This is a genomic window from Streptomyces sp. P9(2023) (assembly GCF_032436795.1).
GTDB lineage: Bacteria > Actinomycetota > Actinomycetes > Streptomycetales > Streptomycetaceae > Streptomyces.
This window is the reverse complement of record NZ_JAUPWM010000032.1, coordinates 43,004-64,394: the sequence shown is the minus strand read 5'-3', so window position 1 is coordinate 64,394 and position 21,391 is coordinate 43,004. Positions and strand designations below refer to the sequence as shown.

Here is a 21,391-nt window from a genome sequence, read left to right as displayed (position 1 = left end):
GTGACGCAGAACACACCCGGTTCAATGAATTCGATACCGACCGGAAACGAACGCCCGGCCTTCGATAAATCGCTTGAGTCTCTTCGGCGGGCTTCCTAGTGTGGGGGTACACGCTGAAAGGAGGTGATCCGAAAACATGGTTTCTTTTCGGACTCGTGAGGTGACTGCGGGCTAACGGCCTGCCGTCGCACTCTGTGCACCTCGGCAGGCCAGCTGCCGATACCCAAGCAGTCACCCGACCCGTGGGCCGCCGGTAAGTCCGGCCGGCTCCCGTCCGAACTCGAGCGGACGGGACCAAGGCCCACGGGTCGTCTGCGTTCTCAGGTCAGGCCTTAGCCCTCAGCCCCACGTGCGGGCGCACAGCACCAGGCGGTAGCCGTCCGGGTCCGCGATCGTCACTCCGTGCTCGTCCCAGTACGGGTTGTGTGCCGGGACGCGGGTGCCGCCGGCCGCCAGCAGGGCGGCGATCAGGGGCTCGTCCGCCGGCTCCCCCAGGTACAGCACGAACAGGTCGTCCACCGTCGGAGTCGGCTCCAGCGGCTGTTCCGGGTCGTGCGTCAGCTCGAAGTGCCAGGCGCCGCCGTTCGGGCCGACCATCAGCAGGTCGTGCTCCCCCGGCACCCGCTCGGTCGTCCGCCACAGCACGCTCAGGCCGAGGCCGGCCACGTAGAAGCGTTCGGCCGCGGCGAGGTCCCGGGAGGGGCGGGCCACCCGGACATGGGCGGCCGGATCGATCACTCCGAGGCCGCCTTCAGGGCGGCGCGCCAGGCGGGGCTGTCGACGTAGTGGTTGTCGTACTGCTCCGCCGACGCCGCGATCTCCTTCGGGTCGGCCTCGCCGCGCATCACGCGGCCGAGCAGCCGCAGATAGTCGAACCGTCCCATGCCCGGCGTGAACACGAACAGGACGTCCGCCTCGCAGCCCGGCGCCGCCGCGAAGGCGTGCGGGGTGTGCGGCGGCACCGCCAGGAAGTCGCCCGCCTCCAGGACGGTCACCTCCTCGCCGACCAGCACCTGGAGGGATCCGCTGATCACGAAGAACAGCTCCGTCGCCTTGGTGTGGAAGTGCGCGGGTGCCCCCACGGCGCCCTTGGCGAACGTCGAGCGGTAGGTGGTGAAGCCGTCGGCGGTGCTGTCCGAGTCCGCCAGCAGCGTCATCACACTGCTGGGGTCGGCGCAGGTCTCGGCGTCGGCGCGGCGCGTCAGCACCGGCCGGAAGGGCGGCTCGGCAGACTCGCCTGTGGTGGATCTTTCCTCGTTCATGATCCTTAACTTACGATCTTGGGCGCGCCTCTGGCCAGGGCTTTGGGAAGCCGCCCAACAGGCGCTACGCCAGCGACAGTTTGCCTGTGCGCTGCGACCTTGCCTCCCCCACCCTCAGGACCACCGCCGCCGCCCCCAGCAGCAGCGCGCTCAGCCCGCCCAGGCCAAGCAGCGCCGGGGCCAGCTCCGTCAGGGTGCGGTGCTCCAGGAGCGCGCCGCGGACCGCGATCAGGCTGCCCGTGAGCGGGAAGACCGCGCCGACCAGCTGGATCGCCGTCGGCAGGGCGAAGTGCGGGAGGCGGACCGCCGAGACGAACCAGAGCGGCTCGTCGAGGATCGTGTACAGGAACGCCGAGTCGCGCGAGAAGACCAGCAGGCTGTTGAGGAACGCGCCCCACGCCACCGCCGGGATCAGCAGGGCCAGGAAGACGATCCCGTACATCCACCAGGCCGACACCGACAGCGTGCCGAAGCCGGTGAGGGCGGCGACGGTGAAGCAGGTGAGCAGCCAGGCGTTCTGGAGGAGGGCGCCCGTGCCGTTGGCGATCATGAGGGTGAGGCGGCCGGCCGGGGAGAGGAAGAGGAGTTCCAGCGTGCCGGTGGCGCGCTCGAAGGAGAGGTGCCAGGCGCTCTGGACGAGCGAGAAGAAGAAGGCGTACGCGAGCGTCCCGGTCGCCAGGAACGCGAGGAGGCGGTCCGGGTCGGCGGCCGGCGGCCAGTTCGCGGCCGCCGGGGAGGCCGTCGCCACCGGGCGCAACGTGTAGTAGGTCGTGGCCAGTTGGAGCACCGGCCACACCAGCATCGAGAAGACCACCAGGGGTTGGCCGAAGAGGCGGCGGTGCTGTTTCAACGTCTCCGCCGCGAATACTCGGAGGGCGTGGCTCATACGAGGGCCTCCTCGCCCGTCTCCGCGAGCGCCAGGATCGCGTCCTCCAGGCTCGCCTCCGCGATCTCCAGGCCGCCGATCGAGCCGCCGGCGCCGACGATCGCGGCCGCCAGCGGACCCGCCATGTCGTCCGGGTGGCGGAGGGTGAGCAACTCGGCTCCGGAGGAGAGGAGTTCGGCGCTCGCGCCGAAGCGCTCCGCCACCGCCGCCGTGCCCTCCCCCGGGTTGGTGACCGTCAGGCGGATCGTGCGGTGGCTGCCGGTGGCCGCCTTCAGCTCCGCCGGACTGCCCTCCGCGAGGTGGCGGCCGGCGGAGATCACGTACACATGGCCGCAGAGCTCCTCGACCTCGGCGAGGTAGTGGGAGGTGAGGAGGACGCCCGTGCCCTCCTCGGCGAGGCGGGCCACGACGCGGCGCAGGTCGCGGGCGATCGGGGCGTCGAGGCCGAGGGTCGGCTCGTCGAGCAGCAGGTAGTCCGGGGTGTTGACGAGCCCGCGGGCGATGGCGAGGCGCTGCGTCATGCCGCGCGAGTACCGCTCGACCATGGTGTCCGCCGCGTCCGTCAGGCCCACCAGCGCGAGCAACTCGTCGATACGGGTGCGCAGTTCGCGCTTCGGGACGTCGTAGAGCTGGCCGAAGTACCAGAGGTTCTCCCGGCCGGTCATGCGGGTGTAGACCATGCGCTCGCCGCCCGCGATGAGGTTGATGCGGCGGCGTACGGCGCGGGCGTCGGCGACCGTGTCGAGGCCGTCGACCGTGACCGTGCCGGAGGTCGGGCGCAGGAGCGTGGCAAGGATCTTGATGGTGGTGGTCTTGCCCGCGCCGTTGAGGCCGAGGAGGCCGGTGATCCGGCCGGGCGGGATGTCGAGGTCGAGGCCGTCGACCGCCCGCTTGAGCGAGCGCGGGCCGAAGACCCCCTTGTCGCGTACGGGGAAGTCCTTGCGCAGGGCCCGCACCTGGATGCCCGACATGTCAGTACGTCCTTTCGACGGCGCGGGCCTCGGCCCGCGGCAGGTACAGCAGGCCGAGGACGAGGTAGACGCAGCTGACCGCCGCGCACACCGCCAGCCTCGGCAGGAGGTCGGGGAGCGATGAGCCGCCGGTGGTCGCCGCGTGCAGGACGTCCGTCGCCGCGGTCGTCGGCAGCAGCTCGGCGAACCACTGGACGGGCTCGGGCAGGTAGGCGCGCGGGAAGGTGAAGCCGCCGACCAGGCCGAGGACGATGAAGACGGTGTTCTGCGAGATGTGCGCCTCGCCGGCGGCGATCATCAGTCCGCCGAGGCCGACCGAGAGCGCGAAGACGGCGCCGGCGAGCGCGAGGGCGCCGAGGAGCAGGCCGGCCGCGGAGGACACGGGGACGGAGATGCCGAGCAGGGCGACGACGACGCCGAGGGCGAGGAACTCGACCAGGCTGCTGAGGACGGCGAAGGCGGTGAATCCGGCAAGGTACGGGAAGCGGCTCGCCGGGGCGATGAGGAGGGCGCCGAGGGTGCCCTGCCGCTGCTCGGTGATCAGCGCCTTCGCGGACCAGAGGATGAGGCGGACGGCGAACTGGAAGGCGGTCGCGCCGACGACGATGTAGGCGAGGTAGGCGGTGGTTCCGCTGCCCTCGGTGAAGTCGTCGGCGACGGCTCCGCCGCCGATGGCGTGGTAGCCGAGGTACGCCAGCGAGATGGCGAGCGCGGCGGGCAGGACCGTGCCGACGGCGTAGGTCCATGGGTAGGCGCGGCGGGTCATCTGCCAGGTGCGCCAGGCGGTCGCCCAGGCTATGGGCATGCGGGTGATCCCCTCCCCTGCGAGTCATGAGCGGGTTCCGAGTGAGTCTCTTTTCGGAACTTAGAACGTTAGAGTGAGTTCCTATCGGGAACTCACTCGATGACGCAAGATGGATCGTTGCCCGATAGAGGAGGAGCGCCATGGTCCGAGCCGTGCCCGAGCGCGACGCCGCCTGCGCGATCGCCCAGGCCGCCGCCGTCGTCGGCGACTGGTGGAGCCTGCTGCTCGTCCGCGAGACCGCGCGCGGCCGGCACCGCTTCGACGATCTCCAGGCCGAGCTGGCCATCTCCCGCAAGGTCCTCACCGAGCGCCTCGGCCACCTCGTCGACAGCGGCGTGCTCGACCGCGTGCCGTATCAGGAGGGGCCGGTGCGGTACGAGTACCGGCTCAGCCCCGCCGGGCGCGCCCTGCTCCCCGTCCTCGTCGCCATGCAGGACTGGTCCGACCGCTGGCTGCTCGGCGACGGCACCCTCACCGCCTCCGCCGACGAGCACAGCGCCGAGGCCCTCCGCGTCCACGAGCTGCCCGGCACCCGGCTGCCGCGCCTGACCCTGCCCGCGCACACCGGCGCCGAGCGGGACCCGGTGGACCCGGACGCCGCCGCCACCGTGCTCTTCTGCTACCCCGCGACCGGGCGGCCGAGCCCGCTGCCCGAGGGGTGGGACGCCATCCCCGGCACGGTCGGCTGCACGCTGGAGAACCGGCTGTTCAGGGACGCGTACGGGGAGTTCACGGCCGCCGGGATCGCCGTCCACGGCGTCTCGACGCAGCGCCCCGACGAGCAGCGGGCCTTCGCCGCCGCCGAGGACATCCCCTTCCCGCTGCTCTCCGACATGGACGCCCGGCTCGCGGCGGCGCTACGGCTGCCGACCTTCCGCGCCGGGCAGGCGCTCCGGCTCAAGCGCGCGGTCCTGGTCCTGGACCGGGAACGCACCGTCCGGTACGCCCAGTTCCCCGTCACGGACATCCCGCACGCGGTCGAGACGGCGCTGGCGGAGGCGACGAAGCTGTAGGTCCGACTGTCAGGGTGAGAGGCGCTCCACCCGCCACTCGTCGCCGTCGCCGTCCCCGTCGGCCACCCGTACGTACCGCAGCCGGTCGTGCAGCCGGTTCTCGTGGCCCTGCCAGAACTCCACCGTCTCCGGTACGACCCGGAAGCCGCCCCACTCCGGCGGCACCGGCACCTGCTCCTCCGCCGGGTAGCGCGCCGCCAGCTCCTCGTACCGGGCGAGCAGCTCCTCCCGTGACTCGATCACCGAGGACTGGTGGCTCGCCCAGGCGCCCAGCTGGGAGCCGTGCGGGCGGGTCCGGAAGTACGCGACCGTCTCGTCCCGGCCGGTGCGGACCGCCCGGCCCGTGACGATGACCTGCCGGGCCAGCGGATGCCAGGGGAAGAGCAGCGCGATGTACGGATTGGCCGCCAGCTCGCCGCCCTTGCGGGAGCCGTAGTTCGTGTAGAAGACGAAGCCGGCCTCGTCGTAGTGCTTCAGCAGCACCGTCCGGGCGGACGGGCGGCCGTCGGGCGTCGCGGTCGAGACGACCATCGCGTTCGGCTCGTGGATCGCCGGGCTGGTGGCGGCGATCTTGAACCAGCGCGTGAACTGTTCGATCGGCTCGGGGGCGAGGTCGGCCACAGTCAGCTCCGTGGTGCGGTACTGCTCGCGCATGTCGGCGGGATCGAGAGCAGGATCGAGAGCGTGGTCAAGATCGGGATCGAGAGCAGGATCGCGGGCGGGATCGCGGGCGGCATCGGCAGCGGGATCGCGGGCGGGATCGCGGGCGGCATCGGCAGCGGGATCGCGGGCGTCGGTCACAGGGTCATCCTGCCGCAGAGGCGCACTCCGCCCGGCATCGCATGCCGCGGAGGCGCAGTCTGCCCGGCATCGCGTGCCGCTAACCCTTCCTCGCCGGATCGGCGCAGTGTGCCGGATGTCACGCTTCCCCGCATCATCGGAACCGTACAGACTCGTCCGCTGGATAGCTGTTACTTCTGGATAGCTGCTACTTCCCGACCAACAGGTCCGTCCGACCGACAGGTCCCGCCAACCACTGGATGATTGATCATCGATAGAGGAGCCGCCTGATGTCCGACTTCGTACCCGGGCTCGAGGGAGTCGTCGCGTTCGAAACGGAGATCGCCGAACCGGACAAGGAGGGCGGCGCCCTCCGGTACCGCGGCGTCGACATCGAGGACCTGGTCGGTCACGTCTCGTTCGGCAACGTCTGGGGTCTCCTGGTCGACGGCGCGTTCGACCCCGGCCTGCCGCCGGCCGAGCCCTTCCCGATCCCGGTGCACTCGGGTGACATCCGCGTCGACGTACAGTCCGCGCTCGCCATGCTCGCCCCGGTCTGGGGCCTCAAACCGCTCCTCGACATCGACGCCGAGCAGGCCCGCGAGGACCTCGCCCGGGCCGCCGTCATGGCCCTCTCGTACGTCGCCCAGTCGGCGCGCGGCCAGGGTCTGCCGATGGTGCCGCAGAGCGAGATCGACAAGGCGCAGTCGGTCGTCGAGCGGTTCATGATCCGCTGGCGCGGCGAGCCCGACCCGAAGCACGTCCAGGCCGTCGACGCGTACTGGACCTCGGCCGCCGAGCACGGCATGAACGCCTCCACGTTCACCGCCCGCGTCATCGCCTCCACCGGTGCCGACGTGGCCGCCGCGCTGTCCGGCGCCGTCGGCGCCATGTCCGGCCCGCTGCACGGCGGCGCCCCGTCCCGCGTCCTCGGCATGATCGAGGAGATCGAGCGGACCGGCGACGCCACCGCGTACGTGAAGCAGGCCCTGGACAAGGGCGAGCGGCTGATGGGCTTCGGCCACCGCGTCTACCGCGCCGAGGACCCGCGCGCCCGCGTGCTCCGCCGTACGGCCCGCGAGCTCGCCGCGCCCCGCTTCGAGGTCGCAGAGGCGCTGGAGAAGGCGGCCCTGGAGGAGCTGCACAACCGCCGTCCGGACCGGATCCTCGCGACGAACGTCGAGTTCTGGGCGGCGATCGTGCTGGACTTCGCCGAGGTCCCGGCGCACATGTTCACGTCCATGTTCAGCTGCGCCCGTACGGCGGGCTGGTCGGCGCACATTCTGGAGCAGAAGCGCACGGGCCGCCTGGTCCGGCCGAGCGCCCGCTACACGGGCCCGGGCCAGCGCAACCCGCGCGAGATCGCGGGCTACGCGGACCTGGCGGCGTACGCGGGCTGACAGCCCTCAGGCAGCCGTGAGCGGCCTGAGGCCTGCCCTCACGCCGCCGTGAGCGGGCGCGCCTCCGCGAGCAGCAGGTCCGCGTGGTGGCGGGCCGCGGCCAGCGGGTGGGCGCGCAGCTTGCCCTTCAGTTCGTTGCGGCCGTACTCGGCGAACAGCGGGTTCGCCGGGTCGGTCGTGACGCCGGGCGCGTTCGAGGCGTACGGGAAGGTCAGCGGGGCGATCCGGGCGTCGAGCCGCGGGTTGTAGAAGAACGGGACGGAGAACCGTTCCGTCGCGGCGGGCGGGGAGACCACCCGGTGGTTGGTGGCGAGCAGATAGCCGTTCGTGGCCACTTCGAGCAGCTCGCCGAGGTTGACGACGAACGCGCCCGGCAGCGGCGGTACGTCGTGGAAGACCCCGTCCTCCCGCTCCACCTGGAGCCCGCCGACGTGGTCCTGGAGCAGCAGGGTCAGGAATCCGTAGTCCTTGTGCGCGCCGACGCCCTGGTCGGCGCCGTCGCCCGCGCTGCCCGGGTAGCGGACCAGCTTGAGGTGCGGGTGGGCCTGGGCCCCGAAGATGTCGTCGTAGAAGCCGGCGGGCGCGCCGATCGAGGCGAGCAGCTCGTGCAGCAGCCGCTCGGCGACGCCGCTGAGCCGCTCGACCCAGTTCAGCGCGGCGAGACGGAGCTCGGGGAGGGCGGTGGGCCACTGGTTGGGGCCCTGGAGCCACCAGTACGGGGCCTCGCCGGGGCCGGGGACGTGCGCGGGGCGCTCGGCGCCGATGTCGAGCTGGTCGCGCCAGTCGCGGGAGCCGCCGGTCCGTTCGTCACCGATGCGGGTGTAGCCGCGGAAGTGCGGCGAGTTCGTGGTGTCGATCGCGAGCCGGTCGGCCTCGGGGAGCGCGAAGAAGGCCTTCATGGCCGAGGTGAGGGCCGTCGTCTCGGCCTCGGTCACGCCGTGCCCGACGAGCTGGAAGAAGCCGACGTCGTGGGCGGCGGAGTGCAGCTGGGCGTGGAGGAGGCGCCGGGCCTGCGGGCCGCGGTCGGCGGCGGAGAGGTCGACGATCGGGAGCTGCGAGCTGTACGGCTGGATGGACGAGGGGTACGAGGTCTGCGTCATGGTGTGCGTCCGCGGGGTGTACGGGCCCGTGCGTGCCGCCAGGGGTGGGGCGGGGGGCGCGGGTGCCTGAGAGGTGAGGGGGCTTCGAGGTCAGGCGGAGCGCCGACAGCCCATGCTCGTGACGCGGACGAAGTCCACGTGGCGGCGGCGTACGAGCGGAAGCATGCGACCAGCGTACTGCGGGGCGCGCGGGACGTATGTGGCGCGGGTCACGTCACCGGGTGACCATGGAGGACGTGGCAGAAACCCGTACGAGCGACGTGCTGGACGTCATCGTCGTGGGCGCCGGGCCCGTGGGGCTGAGCGCCGCCGCCGAACTCCGCCGGCACGGGGTGCGCTGCCGGCTCGTCGACCGGCTGCAGGCCCGGCTGCCGTATGCGAAGGCCGTCGGGATCCAGCCACGCACCCTGGAGCTCTGGGACCGGATGGGCCTGGCCCGCGCCGTCCTGGAGGCGGCCGTGCCGCTGCGCGGCCAGCTGATCTACGTCGACGGGCGGGAACGCGGGCGGATCGAGCCGGCCCTGCCCCCGGAGGTGCCGTACGGCTTCGCCGCGCTGCCGCAGTACGAGACGGAACGGCTCCTGGAGGAGTACGTCGCGGGGCTCGGCACGACGATCGAGCGCGGCACCGAGCTGCTGTCGTTCACGCAGGACGAGGACGGGGTGACCGCCCGGCTGCGGACCGCGTCGGGCGCGGAGGCGGAGGAGGAGCTGCGGACCCGGTATCTGATCGGCTGCGACGGCGCGCACAGCACCGTCCGCAAGGGGCTCGGGCTCAGCTACGAGGGCGGGGCGTTCCCGTCGGAGTACATGCTCGGTGACGTCGAGGCCGATTGGGGCCTGCCGTACGGGTACGGCCTGCGGTCCACGCACCCCGGCGAGGACGGCGCACCCGACGAGGTCCTGGTCGCCATCCCCCTCCCCGGCGCCCCGAACCGCTACCGCCTGTCGATGTCGGTGCCACCGGAGCTGTCGGAGGAGGGTGCGACCACGCCGGGGGACGGTGTGGCGCACGGCCTTGAGGGCGGCCGGGCTCCGGAGCTGTCCCAACTCCAAGCCGTCGTCGACCGGCTCTCACCGACGGCCACGCGGCTGTCGCGGCTGCGCTGGTCGTCCGTCTTCCGCATCAGCCACCGGATCGTCGACCGCTACGGCCAGGGCCGCGTCTTCGTCGCGGGCGACGCCGCCCACATCCATCCGCCCACCGGCGCCCAGGGCATGAACACCGGCATCCAGGACGCCTGCAACCTGGCCTGGAAGCTCGCGCTCGTCGTACGCGGGGAGGCCGGGCCCGCCCTGCTCGGCAGTTACGACGCCGAGCGCCGCCCGGTCGGCGAGGAGGTCGTGGGCCGGACAGTCCGGCACGCGACCCAGGGCCTGGAGGCCGACCCCGACGACCCCCGGACCCTGATGTTCCGCGAGGCCCAACTCCTGGTCACCTACCGGGACGGGCCGCTCGCGGGCCACCCGTACGGGCCGGACGACGCGCCCCAGCCCGGCGACCGGGCCCCGGACTGCGCCGGCCTGACCGTCCCGCTCGCCGCCTACCCGCTGCGGCTCCTCGACGTCCTGCGCGACCGCACCGGGCACGTCCTGCTGCTGTACGCGGACCACATCGACGAACTCACCCGAGCCGCCGAGGCGGGCGCGGTGGTGTGCGCCGCCGTCGGCGCCGACGGCGTCGCGACCGTCGCCGTGCTCGCGCGCGAGGCAGCCGGAGGCGTACCAGGAGACCTGCCCGAATACCTCGACGCCGCCGGGGAGTTCGCCCGGCTCTACCGGCCCGACGGCCCGACCGGGTTCCTCGTACGACCCGACGGGCAGCTCGGTGCCCGCTTCCCGCTCGCCGGCACGGCGGCGGCGCTCACCGGCTACCTCGCGGCGCTGTCCATACCCGGGGTGTGAGCGCCCAGCGCCCGGTCCAGGAGGAGCGACCACTGGGCCACCACCCGCTCGCGGCGGCCCGCGTCGTCCGTGAGGAGGGTCGCCAGGCCCAGGCCGCGGGCCATGTCCAGGAGGCCCTGGACCGTCTCCCGTACCCCGGGGACGGACTCGTCGGCCGCCAGCAGGGTCACCGCCGTACGGTGGGACTCGCGGCCGACGCGGGCCTCCAACTCCGTCACGCGCGCGTGCAGCTGGGGCTCGTGGGCGGCCGCCACCCACAGGTGGAGGGCGGCGCGGAAGAGCGGCCCGGTGAAGAGGTCCACGAGCGCGGCGACGGCCTCGCGGCGGTCGCGGGCCGGGAGACCGCGCAGGGCCCGGGAGCGTTCCTCGGCGACGTACTCGACGGCCGCGGTGAAGAGGTCCTCCCGGGTCGGGAAGTGGTGCTGCGCCGCGCCCCTGGAGACCCCGGCGCGCTCGGCGACGACGGAGACGGTGGAGCCGGCCCAGCCGTGTTCGGCCAGGCAGGCCACCGCCGCCTCCAGGAGCCGCTGCCGGGTGGCGCGGCTCCTGTCCTGCTTGGGGCCGCCCTGCTGGGGGCCGGTCACAACCGCCATTCGGGGTCCCGTCGTTCGAGGAAGGCCGTCATCCCTTCGCGCGCCTCGGCCGAGGCGAAGAGTGAGGCCGACCTCTGTACCAGGTCCTCCGCGTCGCGCTCGAAGGTCTCCAGGACTCTAGCCGTGACCAGCCGCTTCGACTCCGCCAGCCCCTGCGGGGACCCCCGGCGCAGCCCGTCCAGGATCGAGTCGAGGGCCTCCGCCGGGGCGGTCACGAGGCCCATCGCGAGCGCCTCCGCCGTACCGAAGCGCTCCCCCGTCACGTAGTACCGCGCCGCCGCCCTCGGCGCCAGCTTCGGCAGCAGCGTCAGCGAGACGACGGCGGGCGCGACCCCGATCCGCGCCTCCGTCAGCGCGAAGTCGGAGCCCTCGGAGGCCACCACGATGTCGCAGGCGCCGAGCAGCCCGAGGCCACCCGCCCGTACGTGCCCGTCCACGACGCCCACCACCGGCTTCGGAAGCTCCACGATCTGCCGCAGCAGGTCCACGAAGGCGTACGGGCTCGGCGGCGCCTTCAGGTCCGCGCCCGCGCTGAACGTCGAGCCGGTGTGGGTGAGCACCACCGCCCGTACCGCCGGATCCTGCCCGCACTCGGCGAGCGCCGCCGCCAGCTCGGCGACCAGGGCCGCCGAGAGGGCGTTGCGCGTCTCCGGGGAGTCGAGCGTCAGCGTGGCGATGCCACGGTCGAGCTTCAATGGTCCACCTTCATTCGCGATCCCGTTCCCTCAGTTCGCGTCGGAGGATCTTCCCCGACGCGGCGCGCGGCACCCCGTCGATGAACTCCACGCGCCTGACCTTCTTGTACGGGGAGACCTTCCCCGCCACGTACGCCATCACGTCCTCCGCGGTCAGGTCGGCCGCATCCGGCTGGCGGACGACGTACGCCTTGGGGATCTCGGTACCGTCCTCGTCCGTCACTCCGATGACGGCCGCGTCGGCGATGGACTCGTGGGTGAGCAGCAGCGCTTCGAGCTCGGCCGGGGCGACCTGGAAGCCTTTGTACTTGATGAGTTCCTTGACCCGGTCGACGACGAACAGCCAGCCGTCCTCGTCCACCCGCCCTATGTCGCCGGTGTGCACCCAGCCGTCGGCGTCGATCATCGCGGCGGTGGCGTCGGGGCGGCCGAGGTACCCCTTCATGACCTGCGGCCCCCGGATGGCGACCTCGCCCTCCGCGCCCGGCCCGGCGTCCTTCGAGGGGTCGTCCAGGGACAGGATCCGCATCTCGGTGGAGGGCAGCAGCTGCCCGACGGCGCCGGGCGGGGGGTTCTGGGCGGCGAGCGGGACGACGTGGGTGCCCGGGGACAGCTCCGTCATCCCGTACGCCTGCCGGACCGGCGGCAGCTTGAGCCGCGCCGAGCAGGCCTCGGCGAGGGAGGCGTCGAGCGGGGCGGCGGCGCTGACGATGTACTCCAGCGAGGACAGGTCGTACGCGGCGACCGCCGGGTGTTTGGCGAGCGCCAGGACGATGGGCGGAGCGACGTACAGGCCGTTGATGCGGTGGTTCTGGATGGCGGCGAGGAACTGGTCGAGGTCGAAGCGGGGCAGGACGACGACGGTGGCGCCGTGGCGGAGCGGGGCGTTCATGAGTGCCGTGAGCCCGTAGATGTGGAAGAACGGGAGTACGGCGAGGATTCGGTCACCCGCGCTCATCGGCATCAGCGGGTACAGCTGGGCCAGGTTGGTCGCGATGGACGTGTGGGTGAGCATCACGCCCTTGGGGACTCCGGTGGTGCCGGAGGAGTACGGGAGGGCGGCGATGTCGTTGTCGGGGTCGATGGCGACGTCGGGCTCGGGGGCGGTGGTGGCGGGCATCGACTGGAGGGAGCGGTGGCCGTCGGCGCTGTCGCAGACGAATATCTCCTCGATCCCGCCCGCGAGTTCGGCGGCCCGGCGGGCGGCGGCGAGGAGCGGGGAGACGGTGACGATCCAGCGCGCGGAGGAGTCCTGGAGCTGCTTGGCGAACTCCTCCGGGGTGGACAGCGGATGGACGGTGGTGACGGACGCGCCGGCGCGGGTGGCCGCGTAGAAGGCGACCGGGTACAGGACGGTGTTGGGGCTGTGCAGGGCGAGGACGTCGCCCTTGCGGACGCCCGCCTCGGCGAGCCCGGCGGCGACGCGCCGGTGGAAGGCGTCGAGCTGGGCGTACGTGAGGGTCGGCCCGGCGCCCGTCCCGTCGATCAGTGCAGGGGTGTCGCCGAACTCGGCGGCCCGGCCGAGGACGGCGTCGTGGATGGGGAGGGAGACGGCCGGAACATCCTCGTACTCGCTGTGAAACACCATGCGTGCCCCCTGGAGAGGTGGAAGGTGGACGCCAGGATCGCGTGGGTCGATGCGAGTTGGGGAGACCCTGTCAGTACCGGAAGAAACAATCAAGCATGCCTGCATGATTCTCGGGAAGGGGTACGGCGCGTCGGGAACGCTCCCCCCTCCCGGCCCACGTTGGGCGCGGGAGGGGCGGTTCGTCGTGCCAGAATGCGGAGTGGGTGGGTGGCTGGAGCAGTTCGTGATCGGCCTGCGTGTGCCGGCCGCTGTGGAAGTTGTCCGCAAGCACCGTGACGCCGCCCGAGTGCAACAGGTGCTCTCCCAGCTGCCTGGGCTGCTGCGGGACGCCACAGCCCAGGCCCATGCCTCGAAAGCGGCCGATTCCTGGATGACCCTGTCCGAGGTATACAGCTCCGTGTACTGGCTCGCCGCCCGGCACAGGTGGATGGACATGGCAGAGCTGGCCGTGACCCGCCAGAGGCGGGCCGTCGAGCAGCAGTCCAACCCCCTCGGGGAGGCAATCGCCGCACGGGACCGGGCCGGCGCCTACCTGAACGGAGGCGACGCCGAGGGCGGGCTCCTGATCGTCGACCGGGCCATCGCGCGGGCCGAGACGGCGCTCTCCGGGCAGGATCGCGCGTTCGCCGTAGGGGTGCTGAACCTCCGGGGGATGACCCTCGCAGGCCGACTGGAGGACAAGGGAGGAGGGTGCGCGCGAGGCCGAGCGACACATCGACTCCGCGCAGCGGGCTGGCGACGAGTGGTTCAGCGGCGGAGACGCGAACCGGCACTCGATGATCTTCGGGCCCCAGAACACAGCGACGCACGTCCTTGCGACGAGGCTCGACCTCGGCCGGCCACGCGAGGCTCTTGGGGTGGCGGAGACGCTCGATGCCGCTCTCGTCGGACTACCGGCGACGCGAGTCGCTCCGTCCAAGTTGAACCTTGCCCGCGCTCATCTCGACCTGGGAACCGCGAGGCGGCTCTCCGTAACCTCTCGGAGGCGTGGGACGTCGCTCCTCAGATGGCTCGGATTCACCCGATGGCGCGGGAGGTCTTTCGCGTGCTGGCATCTCTGCATCGGCGGAGCAACCCTGAGCTGCTCCGCCTATCCCAGATGTCGGGAATGCCCCTCTGTTGACGGGTGCCGACGTGACCAGTGGCGACAGGATGGACCGGGTCAGTACGACTTGGGGAGACCCAGGGACTGGTGGGACACGTAGTTGAGGATCATCTCCCGGCTGACGGGCGCGATACGGGCCACGCGGGAGGCGGTGATGAGGCGGGCGAGGCCGAACTCGCGGGTGAGGCCGTTGCCGCCGAGGGTGTGCACGGACTGGTCGACGGCCTTGACGCAGGCCTCGCCGGCCGCGTACTTGGCCATGTTCGCGGCCTCGCCCGCGCCGACGTCGTCACCGGCGTCGTAGAGGTGGGCGGCCTTCTGCATCATCAGCCGGGCCAGCTCCAGCTCGATGTGGGCCTGGGCGAGGGGGTGGGCGATGGCCTGGTGGGCGCCGATCGGGGACTTCCAGACCTGGCGCTCCTTGGCGTACGCGACGGCCTTGGCGAGCGCGTACCGGCCCATGCCGATCGCGAAGGCGGCGGTCATGATCCGTTCGGGGTTGAGCCCGGCGAAGAGCTGGAGCAGCCCGGCGTCCTCGTCGCCGACGAGGGCGTCGGCGGGGAGCTGGACGTCGTCGAGGGTCAGCTCGAACTGCTTCTCGTACGCGTCGAGTTCCATGTCGATCTTGCGGCGCCCGAAGCCGGGGGCGTCACGGGGGACGACGAAGAGGCAGGGCTTCAGGTTGCCGGTACGGGCGTCGGAGGTGCGGCCGACGATGAGGGTCGCGTCGGCGATGTCGACACCGGAGACGAAGACCTTGCGCCCGTTGAGGACCCAGCCGTCCTCGGTCCTCGTGGCCGTGGTCGTGATCCGGTGGGAGTTGGAACCGGCGTCGGGCTCGGTGATGCCGAAGGCCATGGTGCGGGAGCCGTCGGCGAGCCCGGGAAGCCAGGCCTGCTTCTGCGCGTCGGTGCCGAAGCGGGCGATGACGGTGCCGCAGATGGCGGGCGAGACGACCATCATGAGCAGCGGCGCCCCGGCAGCCCCCAACTCTTCGAGCACGATGGAGAGTTCGGCCATTCCGCCACCTCCGCCGCCGTAGCTCTCGGGGAGGTTCACGCCCAGGTAGCCGAGCTTGCCGGCCTCGGCCCAGAGGGCGTCGTGCGCCTCGGGCGAGGTGCCGCCGTGGCGTTGCCCCAGGGCGGAGACGGCGGCGCGGAGGGCGAGGCGCTCGGCGGATTCGACGACGGTGCTGGTCATTGGTCCTCCTGTGCATCGGTCTGTACGACGGCGAGCAGGGCACCGACCTCGACCTGGCGGCCGGGGGCGGCGTGGAGCGCGGTGAGCGTGCCGGAGGCGGGAGCGACGACCCGGTGCTCCATCTTCATGGCCTCCAGCCAGAGGAGCGGCTGCCCGGCGGCGACCGGGTCGCCGACGGCGAGCCCGTCCGCGACCCGGACGACGGTGCCGGGCATGGGCGCGAGCAGGGACCCGGGTGCACGCTGCTCGGCCGGGTCGGGGAAGCGGGGCTGTGCGGTGAGCCGGTGGGGTCCGACGTGGACGATGCCGCCGTCGCCGTACCGGTCGACGGGGAAGTCCCGTACGACACCGTCGACTTCGAGCCGGACGCGGTCGGGGGCGACGGAGACGACGGTGACGCCGACGGGGGCGGTGACGGTGTACCCACCGTCCCGGGTGGGCCGGTACCGGGCCTCGTGATCGCCGTACGTCTTGACCTGGTCCTGCGAGGCGAGGTTCCGCCAGCCGCCGAAGCGCCCCCGCCTGCCGGCGGCATCCGCGAGCGCGGCGGCGACGGCTGCGTAGGCCTCCCCGGGGGCCGCCGGGGCCTTGGTGAGCGCGTCGAGATTCCGCTCGTAGAAGCCGGTGTCGAGCAGGGCGGGATCGTGAAAGCCGGGATGCCGGAGGGAGCGAACGAGCAGGCTGCGGTTGGTGACGGGCCCGTGAACCCGAGCAGTGTCGAGGGTGTGCGCGAGCTTGCGAAGGGCTTCGGGGCGGGTGGGTGCGTGGACGATGACTTTGGCGAGCATGGCGTCGTAATGGACGCCGATGGAGTCACCGGAGGCATAGCCGGCATCCACTCGCCCCGTTGTGCCCACCCCGACCGCCCCCGGGAACTCCAGGGCGTGCAGCACGCCCGCCTGAGGCGTCCACCCCGAGGCCGGATCCTCCGCGTAGAGCCGGGCCTCGATCGCGTGCCCGTACGCGGCAGGAGGCTCCGAGGGGAGGGCCCGGCCCTCGGCGACGGCAATCTGGAGGCCCACGAGGTCCACCCCGAACACCTCCTCCGTAACCGGATGCTCCACCTGAAGCCGCGTGTTCATCTCCAGGAACAGAGCGCGGCCATCCGCGATCAGGAACTCCACCGTCCCCGCCCCCACATACCCGACCGCCTTCGCCGCCGCGACCGACGTCGCGTACAGCGAGTCGACGAGCCCAGGCTCAAGCCCCGGCGCCGGGCACTCCTCGATGACCTTCTGGTGACGCCGCTGGAGCGAGCAGTCGCGCGTACCGAGCGCCCACACCGTCCCCTGCCCGTCCGCCAGGATCTGGACCTCGACATGGCGCCCGTTCTCCACGTACGGCTCGACGAACACCTCGCCGTCCCCGAACGCGCTCGCCGCCTCCGCCGACGCGGCCTTCAGCTCCCCCTCCAGCAAGGCCAGCTCGCGGACGACCCGCATGCCGCGCCCGCCCCCGCCCGCCGCCGCCTTCACCAGGACCGGCAGGTCCGCCTCGGTGACATCGGCGGGCGCCAGCGGGGCGATCCCGAGGAGTTCCTTCGCCCGGGTCTTCGAGGCCATCGCCTCGATCGCGGCCGGCGGAGGCCCGATCCACACCAGTCCCGCCGCCTCCACCGCCCGAGCGAAGTCCGCGTTCTCCGACAGGAAGCCGTACCCCGGGTGCACCGCGTCCGCGCCCGCCGCGAGCGCCGCGCGCACCACCGCGTCCCCGCGCAGGTACGTCTCCGAGGGCGCCGCCCCCGGCAGCCGTACCGCCGCGTCCGCCTCCCGTACGTGCAGGGCGCCGGCGTCCGCGTCCGAGTACACGGCGACCGTCGCGATGCCCAGTTCCCGGCAGGTACGGAACACCCGGCAGGCGATCTCGCCCCGATTGGCGACGAGCAGAGTTCCGATCATGGGGCCCCTCACATCCTGAAGACGCCGAAGCCGCCGCGCGCGCCCTCGACCGGTGCCGTGTGGATCGCGGACAGGCACAGCCCGAGGACCGTGCGGGTGTCGCGGGGGTCGATGACGCCGTCGTCGTACAGCCGCCCGGACAGGAACATCGGCAGCGACTCCGACTCGATCTGCGCCTCGACCATCGCGCGCAGCCCCGCGTCCGCCTCGTCGTCGTACGGCTGCCCCTTCGCCGCGGCCGACGCCCGCGCGACGATCGACAGCACGCCCGCGAGCTGCTGCGGGCCCATGACGGCGGACTTGGCGCTCGGCCAGGCGAAGAGGAAGCGCGGGTCGTAGGCCCGGCCGCACATGCCGTAGTGCCCGGCGCCGTACGACGCCCCCATCAGCACGGACAGGTGCGGGACCCGGCTGTTGGACACCGCGTTGATCATCATCGCGCCGTGCTTGATGATGCCGCCCTGCTCGTACTCCTTGCCGACCATGTAGCCGGTGGTGTTGTGCAGGAAGACCAGCGGGATGTCGCGCTGATCGGCGAGCTGGATGAACTGCGCCGCCTTCTGGGACTCCGCGCTGAACAGCACACCTTGCGCGTTCGCGAGGATCCCCACCGGATAGCCGTGCAGGGACGCCCACCCCGTCACCAGGCTGGGCCCGTACAGCGGCTTGAACTCGTCGAAGTCCGAGCCGTCCACGATCCGCGCGATGACCTCGCGCGGATCGAACGGGGTCTTCAGATCCCCCGGCACGATCCCGAGCAGCTCGTCCTCGGCGTACTTCGGTCCTGCCACCGGGCCCGGATCGGCGTGTGCCTTACGGTGGTTGAGGCGGGCGACGATCCGCCGGGCCTGGCGCAGGGCGTCGGCCTCGTCCACGGCGTAGTGGTCGGCGAGACCCGACGTACGGGCGTGCATCTCGGCGCCGCCGAGCGACTCGTCGTCGCTCTCCTCCCCCGTGGCCATCTTGACCAGCGGCGGACCGCCGAGGAAGACCTTCGACCGCTCCTTGATCATCACGGTGTGGTCGGACATGCCGGGGACGTACGCGCCACCGGCGGTCGAGTTGCCGAAGACGACGGCGATGGTGGGGATGCCGGCGGCGGACAGCCGGGTCAGGTCGCGGAACAGCGCCCCGCCGGGGATGAATATCTCCTTCTGGGACGGCAGATCGGCGCCACCGGATTCGACCAGCGAGATGACCGGCAGCCGGTTGGCGTACGCGATCTCGTTGGCCCGCAGGGCCTTCTTCAGCGTCCACGGGTTGGAGGCGCCGCCGCGCACGGTCGGGTCGTTGGCGGTGATCAGGCACTCGACGCCCTCGACCACCCCGATGCCGGTGACGATCGACGCGCCGACCGGGTAGTCGCTGCCCCAGGCGGCGAGCGGGGAGAGTTCCAGGAAGGGGGTATCGGGGTCGACGAGCAGCTCGATCCGCTCCCGCGCGAGCAACTTGCCGCGCTTCCTGTGCCGTTGGACGTACTTCTCGCCGCCGCCCGCGAGCGCCTTGGCGTGCTCGGTGTCGAGGGCGGTGAGCTTGTCGAGCATGGCGGCACGGTGGGCGTTGTAATCAGGTCCGCCGGTGTCGAGGGCGGAGGCGAGGACGGTCACAGCAGTTCCTCCGGGACGGTCACAGGAGTTCCTCCGGTACGTCGAGTTCGCGGGCGCGGAGCCACTCGCCGAGGGCCTTGGCCTGGGGATCGAAGCGGGCCTGGGAGGCGACGCCTTCGCCGAGGATCCCGGTGACGACGAAGTTCACGGCGCGCAGGTTGGGCAGGACGTGCCGCACGACGCCCAAGTCTGCGGTCTCCGGGAGGAGTTGCTTCAGCCTTTGGGCGGTGAGGGTGTGGACGAGCCACCGCCACGCCTCGTCCGTACGGACCCATACGCCGATGTTCGCGTCGCCCCCCTTGTCGCCACTGCGCGCCCCGGCGACGAGCCCGAGGTGTGCGCGGCGGGTCGGTCCTTCCGGGAGCGGCTCGGGCAGCGGGGGTTCGGCGACCGGCTCCAGCTCCCGGGTGTCGGCTGGTACGGGGAGGGTGACGCGGTTCCCGTCCGGGAGGACGGCCGTGTGGGGGACGTCGGCGGCGGGGACGTACACCGCCTCGAAGACCCCGTAGGGGGCGCCCTTGCCGGGTGGGGCGGTGACGTGGAAGCCGGGGTAGCTCGCGAGGGCGAGCTCGATCGCGGCGCCGCTGAGGGCGCGGCCGACGGGTTCGGGGGCGGGGTCGCGGACGACGAGGCGGAGCAGCGCGCTCGCGGTCTCCTCGGTGTCGGCGTCGGCCCGGTCCGTCCGGGCCAGCTCCCAACGGACGTCGGCGGGGCGGGACTTGGAACGTTCGAAGACGTCCTCGATCTGCTCCTGCACGAGCTCCGCCTTGGCCTCGATTTCGAGGCCGGTGAGGACGAACACGACCTCGTTGCGGTGGCCGCCGATCCGGGTGAGCCCCGCCTTGAGCGTGGGCGGCGGCGCCTCGCCCCGTACGCCGTCGATCCGTACCCTGTCGGGGCCCTCCTGGGTGAGCCGTACGGTGTCGAGGCGAGCGGTCACGTCGGGGCCGGCGTAGCGGGCGCCGGCGGTCTCGTAGAGGAGCTGCGCGGTGACCGTGCCGACGTCGACGACCCCACCCGTACCGGGGTGTTTGGTGATGACGGCGGTGCCGTCGGCGTGGAGTTCGGCGATCGGGAAACCGGGGCGGCGCATCGTCTGCCGGTCATGGTCCCGGAAGAAGGCGTAGTTGCCGCCGGTGGCCTGCGTGCCGCACTCCAGGACGTGCCCGGCGACGACCGCGCCCGCGAGCCGGTCGTACTCCTCCGGCCCCCACCCGAACCGCCACTGCGCCGGGCCTGTGACGAGGGCGGCGTCCGTGACGCGTCCGGTGACGACGACGTCGGCGCCGGCCGTGAGGCAGCCGGCGATGCCGGCGCCGCCGAGGTAGGCGTTGGCGGTGAGGACTCCGTCGCGGGCGGGCAGCCGATCGCCCTCGACGTACCCGATACGGGTGGGCAGGCCGAGCCGGCCGGCGAGGGCGTGGAGGGCTTCGGCGAGCCCGGCGGGGTTGAGGCCGCCGGCGTTGGCGACGATCCGCACCCCGCGCTCGTGGGCGAGGCCGAGGCCCTCTTCCATCTGGCGGAGGAAGGTCTTGGCGTAGCCGGACCTCGGGTCCTTCAGGAGGTCCCGGCCGAGGATGAGCATGGTGAGTTCGGCGAGGTAGTCGCCGGTGAGGACGTCGAGGGCGCCGGAGTCGGGGGCGCCGGAGTCGCCGCCGGTGAGCATCTCGCGGACGGCGTCGAAGCGGTCGCCGTAGAAACCGGAAGCGTTGCCGATACGGAGGATCACGCCTGCTCCCCGGATGCGCGGCCCGCTCCCGGGGGCCCGGCGAAGGCCTGGGCGATGGTGAGCCAGTGCGCCGCGTCGGCGCCGTCGGCGGTGAGGGCGGTGTCGTCGCGGTGGACGCGCTGGGTGACGAGGAGGCAGAAGTCGAGGGCGGGCCCGGTGATCCGCTGGGCGGCGCTCTCGGGCCCGTACGTCCACATGTCGCCGTCGGGCCCGGCCAGTTCGATACGGAAAGGCACGGCGGGAGGGGTCATCCCCCGTACGAGATAGGCGTAGTCGCGGGCGCGGACGCCGATCCAGGCGACGTGCCGCAGCCGGGCGGTGGGCGCGCGGACGGCCCGGAGGGCGTCGGCGATGTCCTGCCCGTGCGCCCAGGTCTCCATCAGGCGGGCGGTGGCCATGGAGGCGGCGCTCATGGGCGGCCCGTACCAGGGGAAACGGGCGCCGGGCGGGGCGGCGCTCAGGGCCGTCCACAGCCGCTCGCGGCCGACGCGCCACCGGCCGAGCAGCTCGGCGGGCGACAGCGTGACGCCCTCGGCGGCACCGTCGTCGACGAACGACCCGGGCGCGGCGAGGGCCTTCTCGGCTTCGGCACCGAACCCTTCGGCATCGGTGACGGCGAGCAGCGCGGCACGGTCGGTCCAGGCGAGGTGGGCGACCTGGTGGGCGATGGTCCAGCCGGGCGCGGGGGTGGGCATGGCCCATCTCTCGTCGCTCAACTCGCGTACGAGCCGGTCGACTTCCTCGCTCTCCTCACGCAGATCATCGAGGACGACGGCGGGGTCGGACACGGTGCGCTCCCCTCGGGACACGGGCGAACCACGGGCGTGTGCCGAGGAGCATGGCAGCGGGGGAAGA

General features: G+C 72.4%; 18 protein-coding genes. 3 read left to right on the top strand and 15 right to left on the bottom strand.

Annotated features, from left to right (window positions below; all coding sequences use genetic code 11):
- Nucleotides 1–339: 339 nt before the first annotated feature.
- The 5 genes from Q5762_RS29075 to Q5762_RS29055 all read right to left on the bottom strand — a co-directional run bounded on the left by Q5762_RS29075 (nucleotide 340) and on the right by Q5762_RS29055 (nucleotide 3,924).
- Nucleotides 340–738, bottom strand: a complete 399-nt coding sequence (locus Q5762_RS29075) for a VOC family protein (protein ID WP_315895229.1) — start codon at nucleotides 736–738, stop codon at nucleotides 340–342.
- A complete protein-coding gene (locus Q5762_RS29070) occupies nucleotides 735–1,262 on the bottom strand; it encodes a cupin domain-containing protein (protein WP_315895228.1) in 528 nt (175 codons plus the stop codon). The genes Q5762_RS29075 and Q5762_RS29070 overlap by 4 nt, the downstream gene beginning before the upstream one ends.
- Nucleotides 1,263–1,326: 64 nt before the next feature.
- Nucleotides 1,327–2,148: an ABC transporter permease gene (locus tag Q5762_RS29065; protein ID WP_315895227.1), complete on the bottom strand. Its 822-nt coding sequence runs from the start codon at nucleotides 2,146–2,148 to the stop codon at nucleotides 1,327–1,329.
- Entirely contained in the window at nucleotides 2,145–3,119 is a 975-nt protein-coding gene (locus tag Q5762_RS29060) for an ABC transporter ATP-binding protein (RefSeq protein ID WP_315895226.1), read from the bottom strand. The genes Q5762_RS29065 and Q5762_RS29060 overlap by 4 nt, the downstream gene beginning before the upstream one ends.
- Before the next feature lies 1 nt (nucleotide 3,120).
- The gene (locus tag Q5762_RS29055) at nucleotides 3,121–3,924 is read right to left on the bottom strand and encodes an ABC transporter permease (protein ID WP_315895225.1); all 804 of its coding nucleotides are present in this window, start codon (nucleotides 3,922–3,924) and stop codon (nucleotides 3,121–3,123) included.
- A gap of 140 nt (nucleotides 3,925–4,064) precedes the next feature.
- Between Q5762_RS29055 and Q5762_RS29050 the strand changes: the two genes are divergently transcribed.
- Nucleotides 4,065–4,937 (top strand): winged helix-turn-helix transcriptional regulator, encoded by an 873-nt coding sequence (locus tag Q5762_RS29050; protein WP_315895224.1) that lies wholly within the window; start codon nucleotides 4,065–4,067, stop codon nucleotides 4,935–4,937.
- 9 nt (nucleotides 4,938–4,946) lie between these two features.
- On the opposite strand, the gene pdxH is transcribed toward Q5762_RS29050, so the two are convergent.
- The gene (pdxH, locus tag Q5762_RS29045) at nucleotides 4,947–5,591 is read right to left on the bottom strand and encodes a pyridoxamine 5'-phosphate oxidase (RefSeq protein ID WP_315895245.1); all 645 of its coding nucleotides are present in this window, start codon (nucleotides 5,589–5,591) and stop codon (nucleotides 4,947–4,949) included.
- Nucleotides 5,592–6,007: 416 nt separating this feature from the next.
- Between pdxH and Q5762_RS29040 the strand changes: the two genes are divergently transcribed.
- The gene (locus tag Q5762_RS29040) at nucleotides 6,008–7,117 is read left to right on the top strand and encodes a citrate synthase 2 (RefSeq protein ID WP_315895223.1); all 1,110 of its coding nucleotides are present in this window, start codon (nucleotides 6,008–6,010) and stop codon (nucleotides 7,115–7,117) included.
- A gap of 38 nt (nucleotides 7,118–7,155) precedes the next feature.
- Here Q5762_RS29040 and Q5762_RS29035 read toward each other — a convergent pair whose 3' ends face one another.
- Entirely contained in the window at nucleotides 7,156–8,217 is a 1,062-nt protein-coding gene (locus tag Q5762_RS29035) for a 2-oxoglutarate and iron-dependent oxygenase domain-containing protein (protein ID WP_315895222.1), read from the bottom strand.
- A gap of 236 nt (nucleotides 8,218–8,453) precedes the next feature.
- Here Q5762_RS29035 and Q5762_RS29030 point away from each other — a divergent pair, with 236 nt between their 5' ends.
- Nucleotides 8,454–10,121: an FAD-dependent monooxygenase gene (locus Q5762_RS29030; RefSeq protein WP_315895221.1), complete on the top strand. Its 1,668-nt coding sequence runs from the start codon at nucleotides 8,454–8,456 to the stop codon at nucleotides 10,119–10,121.
- On the opposite strand, the gene Q5762_RS29025 is transcribed toward Q5762_RS29030, so the two are convergent.
- From Q5762_RS29025 to Q5762_RS28990, 8 genes are all read right to left on the bottom strand, one after another.
- Entirely contained in the window at nucleotides 10,088–10,714 is a 627-nt protein-coding gene (locus Q5762_RS29025; RefSeq protein ID WP_315895220.1) for a TetR/AcrR family transcriptional regulator, read from the bottom strand. The genes Q5762_RS29030 and Q5762_RS29025 overlap by 34 nt on opposite strands.
- On the bottom strand, nucleotides 10,702–11,409 hold the full coding sequence (locus tag Q5762_RS29020) for an enoyl-CoA hydratase family protein (RefSeq protein WP_315895219.1): 708 nt from the start codon (nucleotides 11,407–11,409) through the stop codon (nucleotides 10,702–10,704). The genes Q5762_RS29025 and Q5762_RS29020 overlap by 13 nt, the downstream gene beginning before the upstream one ends.
- A gap of 10 nt (nucleotides 11,410–11,419) precedes the next feature.
- Nucleotides 11,420–12,997 (bottom strand): 4-coumarate--CoA ligase family protein, encoded by a 1,578-nt coding sequence (locus tag Q5762_RS29015; RefSeq protein ID WP_315895218.1) that lies wholly within the window; start codon nucleotides 12,995–12,997, stop codon nucleotides 11,420–11,422.
- 1,162 nt (nucleotides 12,998–14,159) lie between these two features.
- Nucleotides 14,160–15,302, bottom strand: a complete 1,143-nt coding sequence (locus tag Q5762_RS29010) for an acyl-CoA dehydrogenase family protein (protein WP_315895217.1) — start codon at nucleotides 15,300–15,302, stop codon at nucleotides 14,160–14,162.
- Nucleotides 15,299–17,200, bottom strand: a complete 1,902-nt coding sequence (locus tag Q5762_RS29005; protein ID WP_315895216.1) for a biotin carboxylase N-terminal domain-containing protein — start codon at nucleotides 17,198–17,200, stop codon at nucleotides 15,299–15,301. The genes Q5762_RS29010 and Q5762_RS29005 overlap by 4 nt, the downstream gene beginning before the upstream one ends.
- Nucleotides 17,201–17,208: 8 nt before the next feature.
- A complete protein-coding gene (locus tag Q5762_RS29000; RefSeq protein WP_315895215.1) occupies nucleotides 17,209–18,807 on the bottom strand; it encodes a carboxyl transferase domain-containing protein in 1,599 nt (532 codons plus the stop codon).
- A gap of 19 nt (nucleotides 18,808–18,826) precedes the next feature.
- Nucleotides 18,827–20,536, bottom strand: a complete 1,710-nt coding sequence (locus tag Q5762_RS28995) for an acyclic terpene utilization AtuA family protein (protein WP_315895214.1) — start codon at nucleotides 20,534–20,536, stop codon at nucleotides 18,827–18,829.
- The gene (locus Q5762_RS28990) at nucleotides 20,533–21,324 is read right to left on the bottom strand and encodes a TIGR03084 family metal-binding protein (RefSeq protein WP_315895213.1); all 792 of its coding nucleotides are present in this window, start codon (nucleotides 21,322–21,324) and stop codon (nucleotides 20,533–20,535) included. Before Q5762_RS28990 ends, Q5762_RS28995 begins: the two co-directional genes overlap by 4 nt.
- Nucleotides 21,325–21,391: the final 67 nt, after the last annotated feature.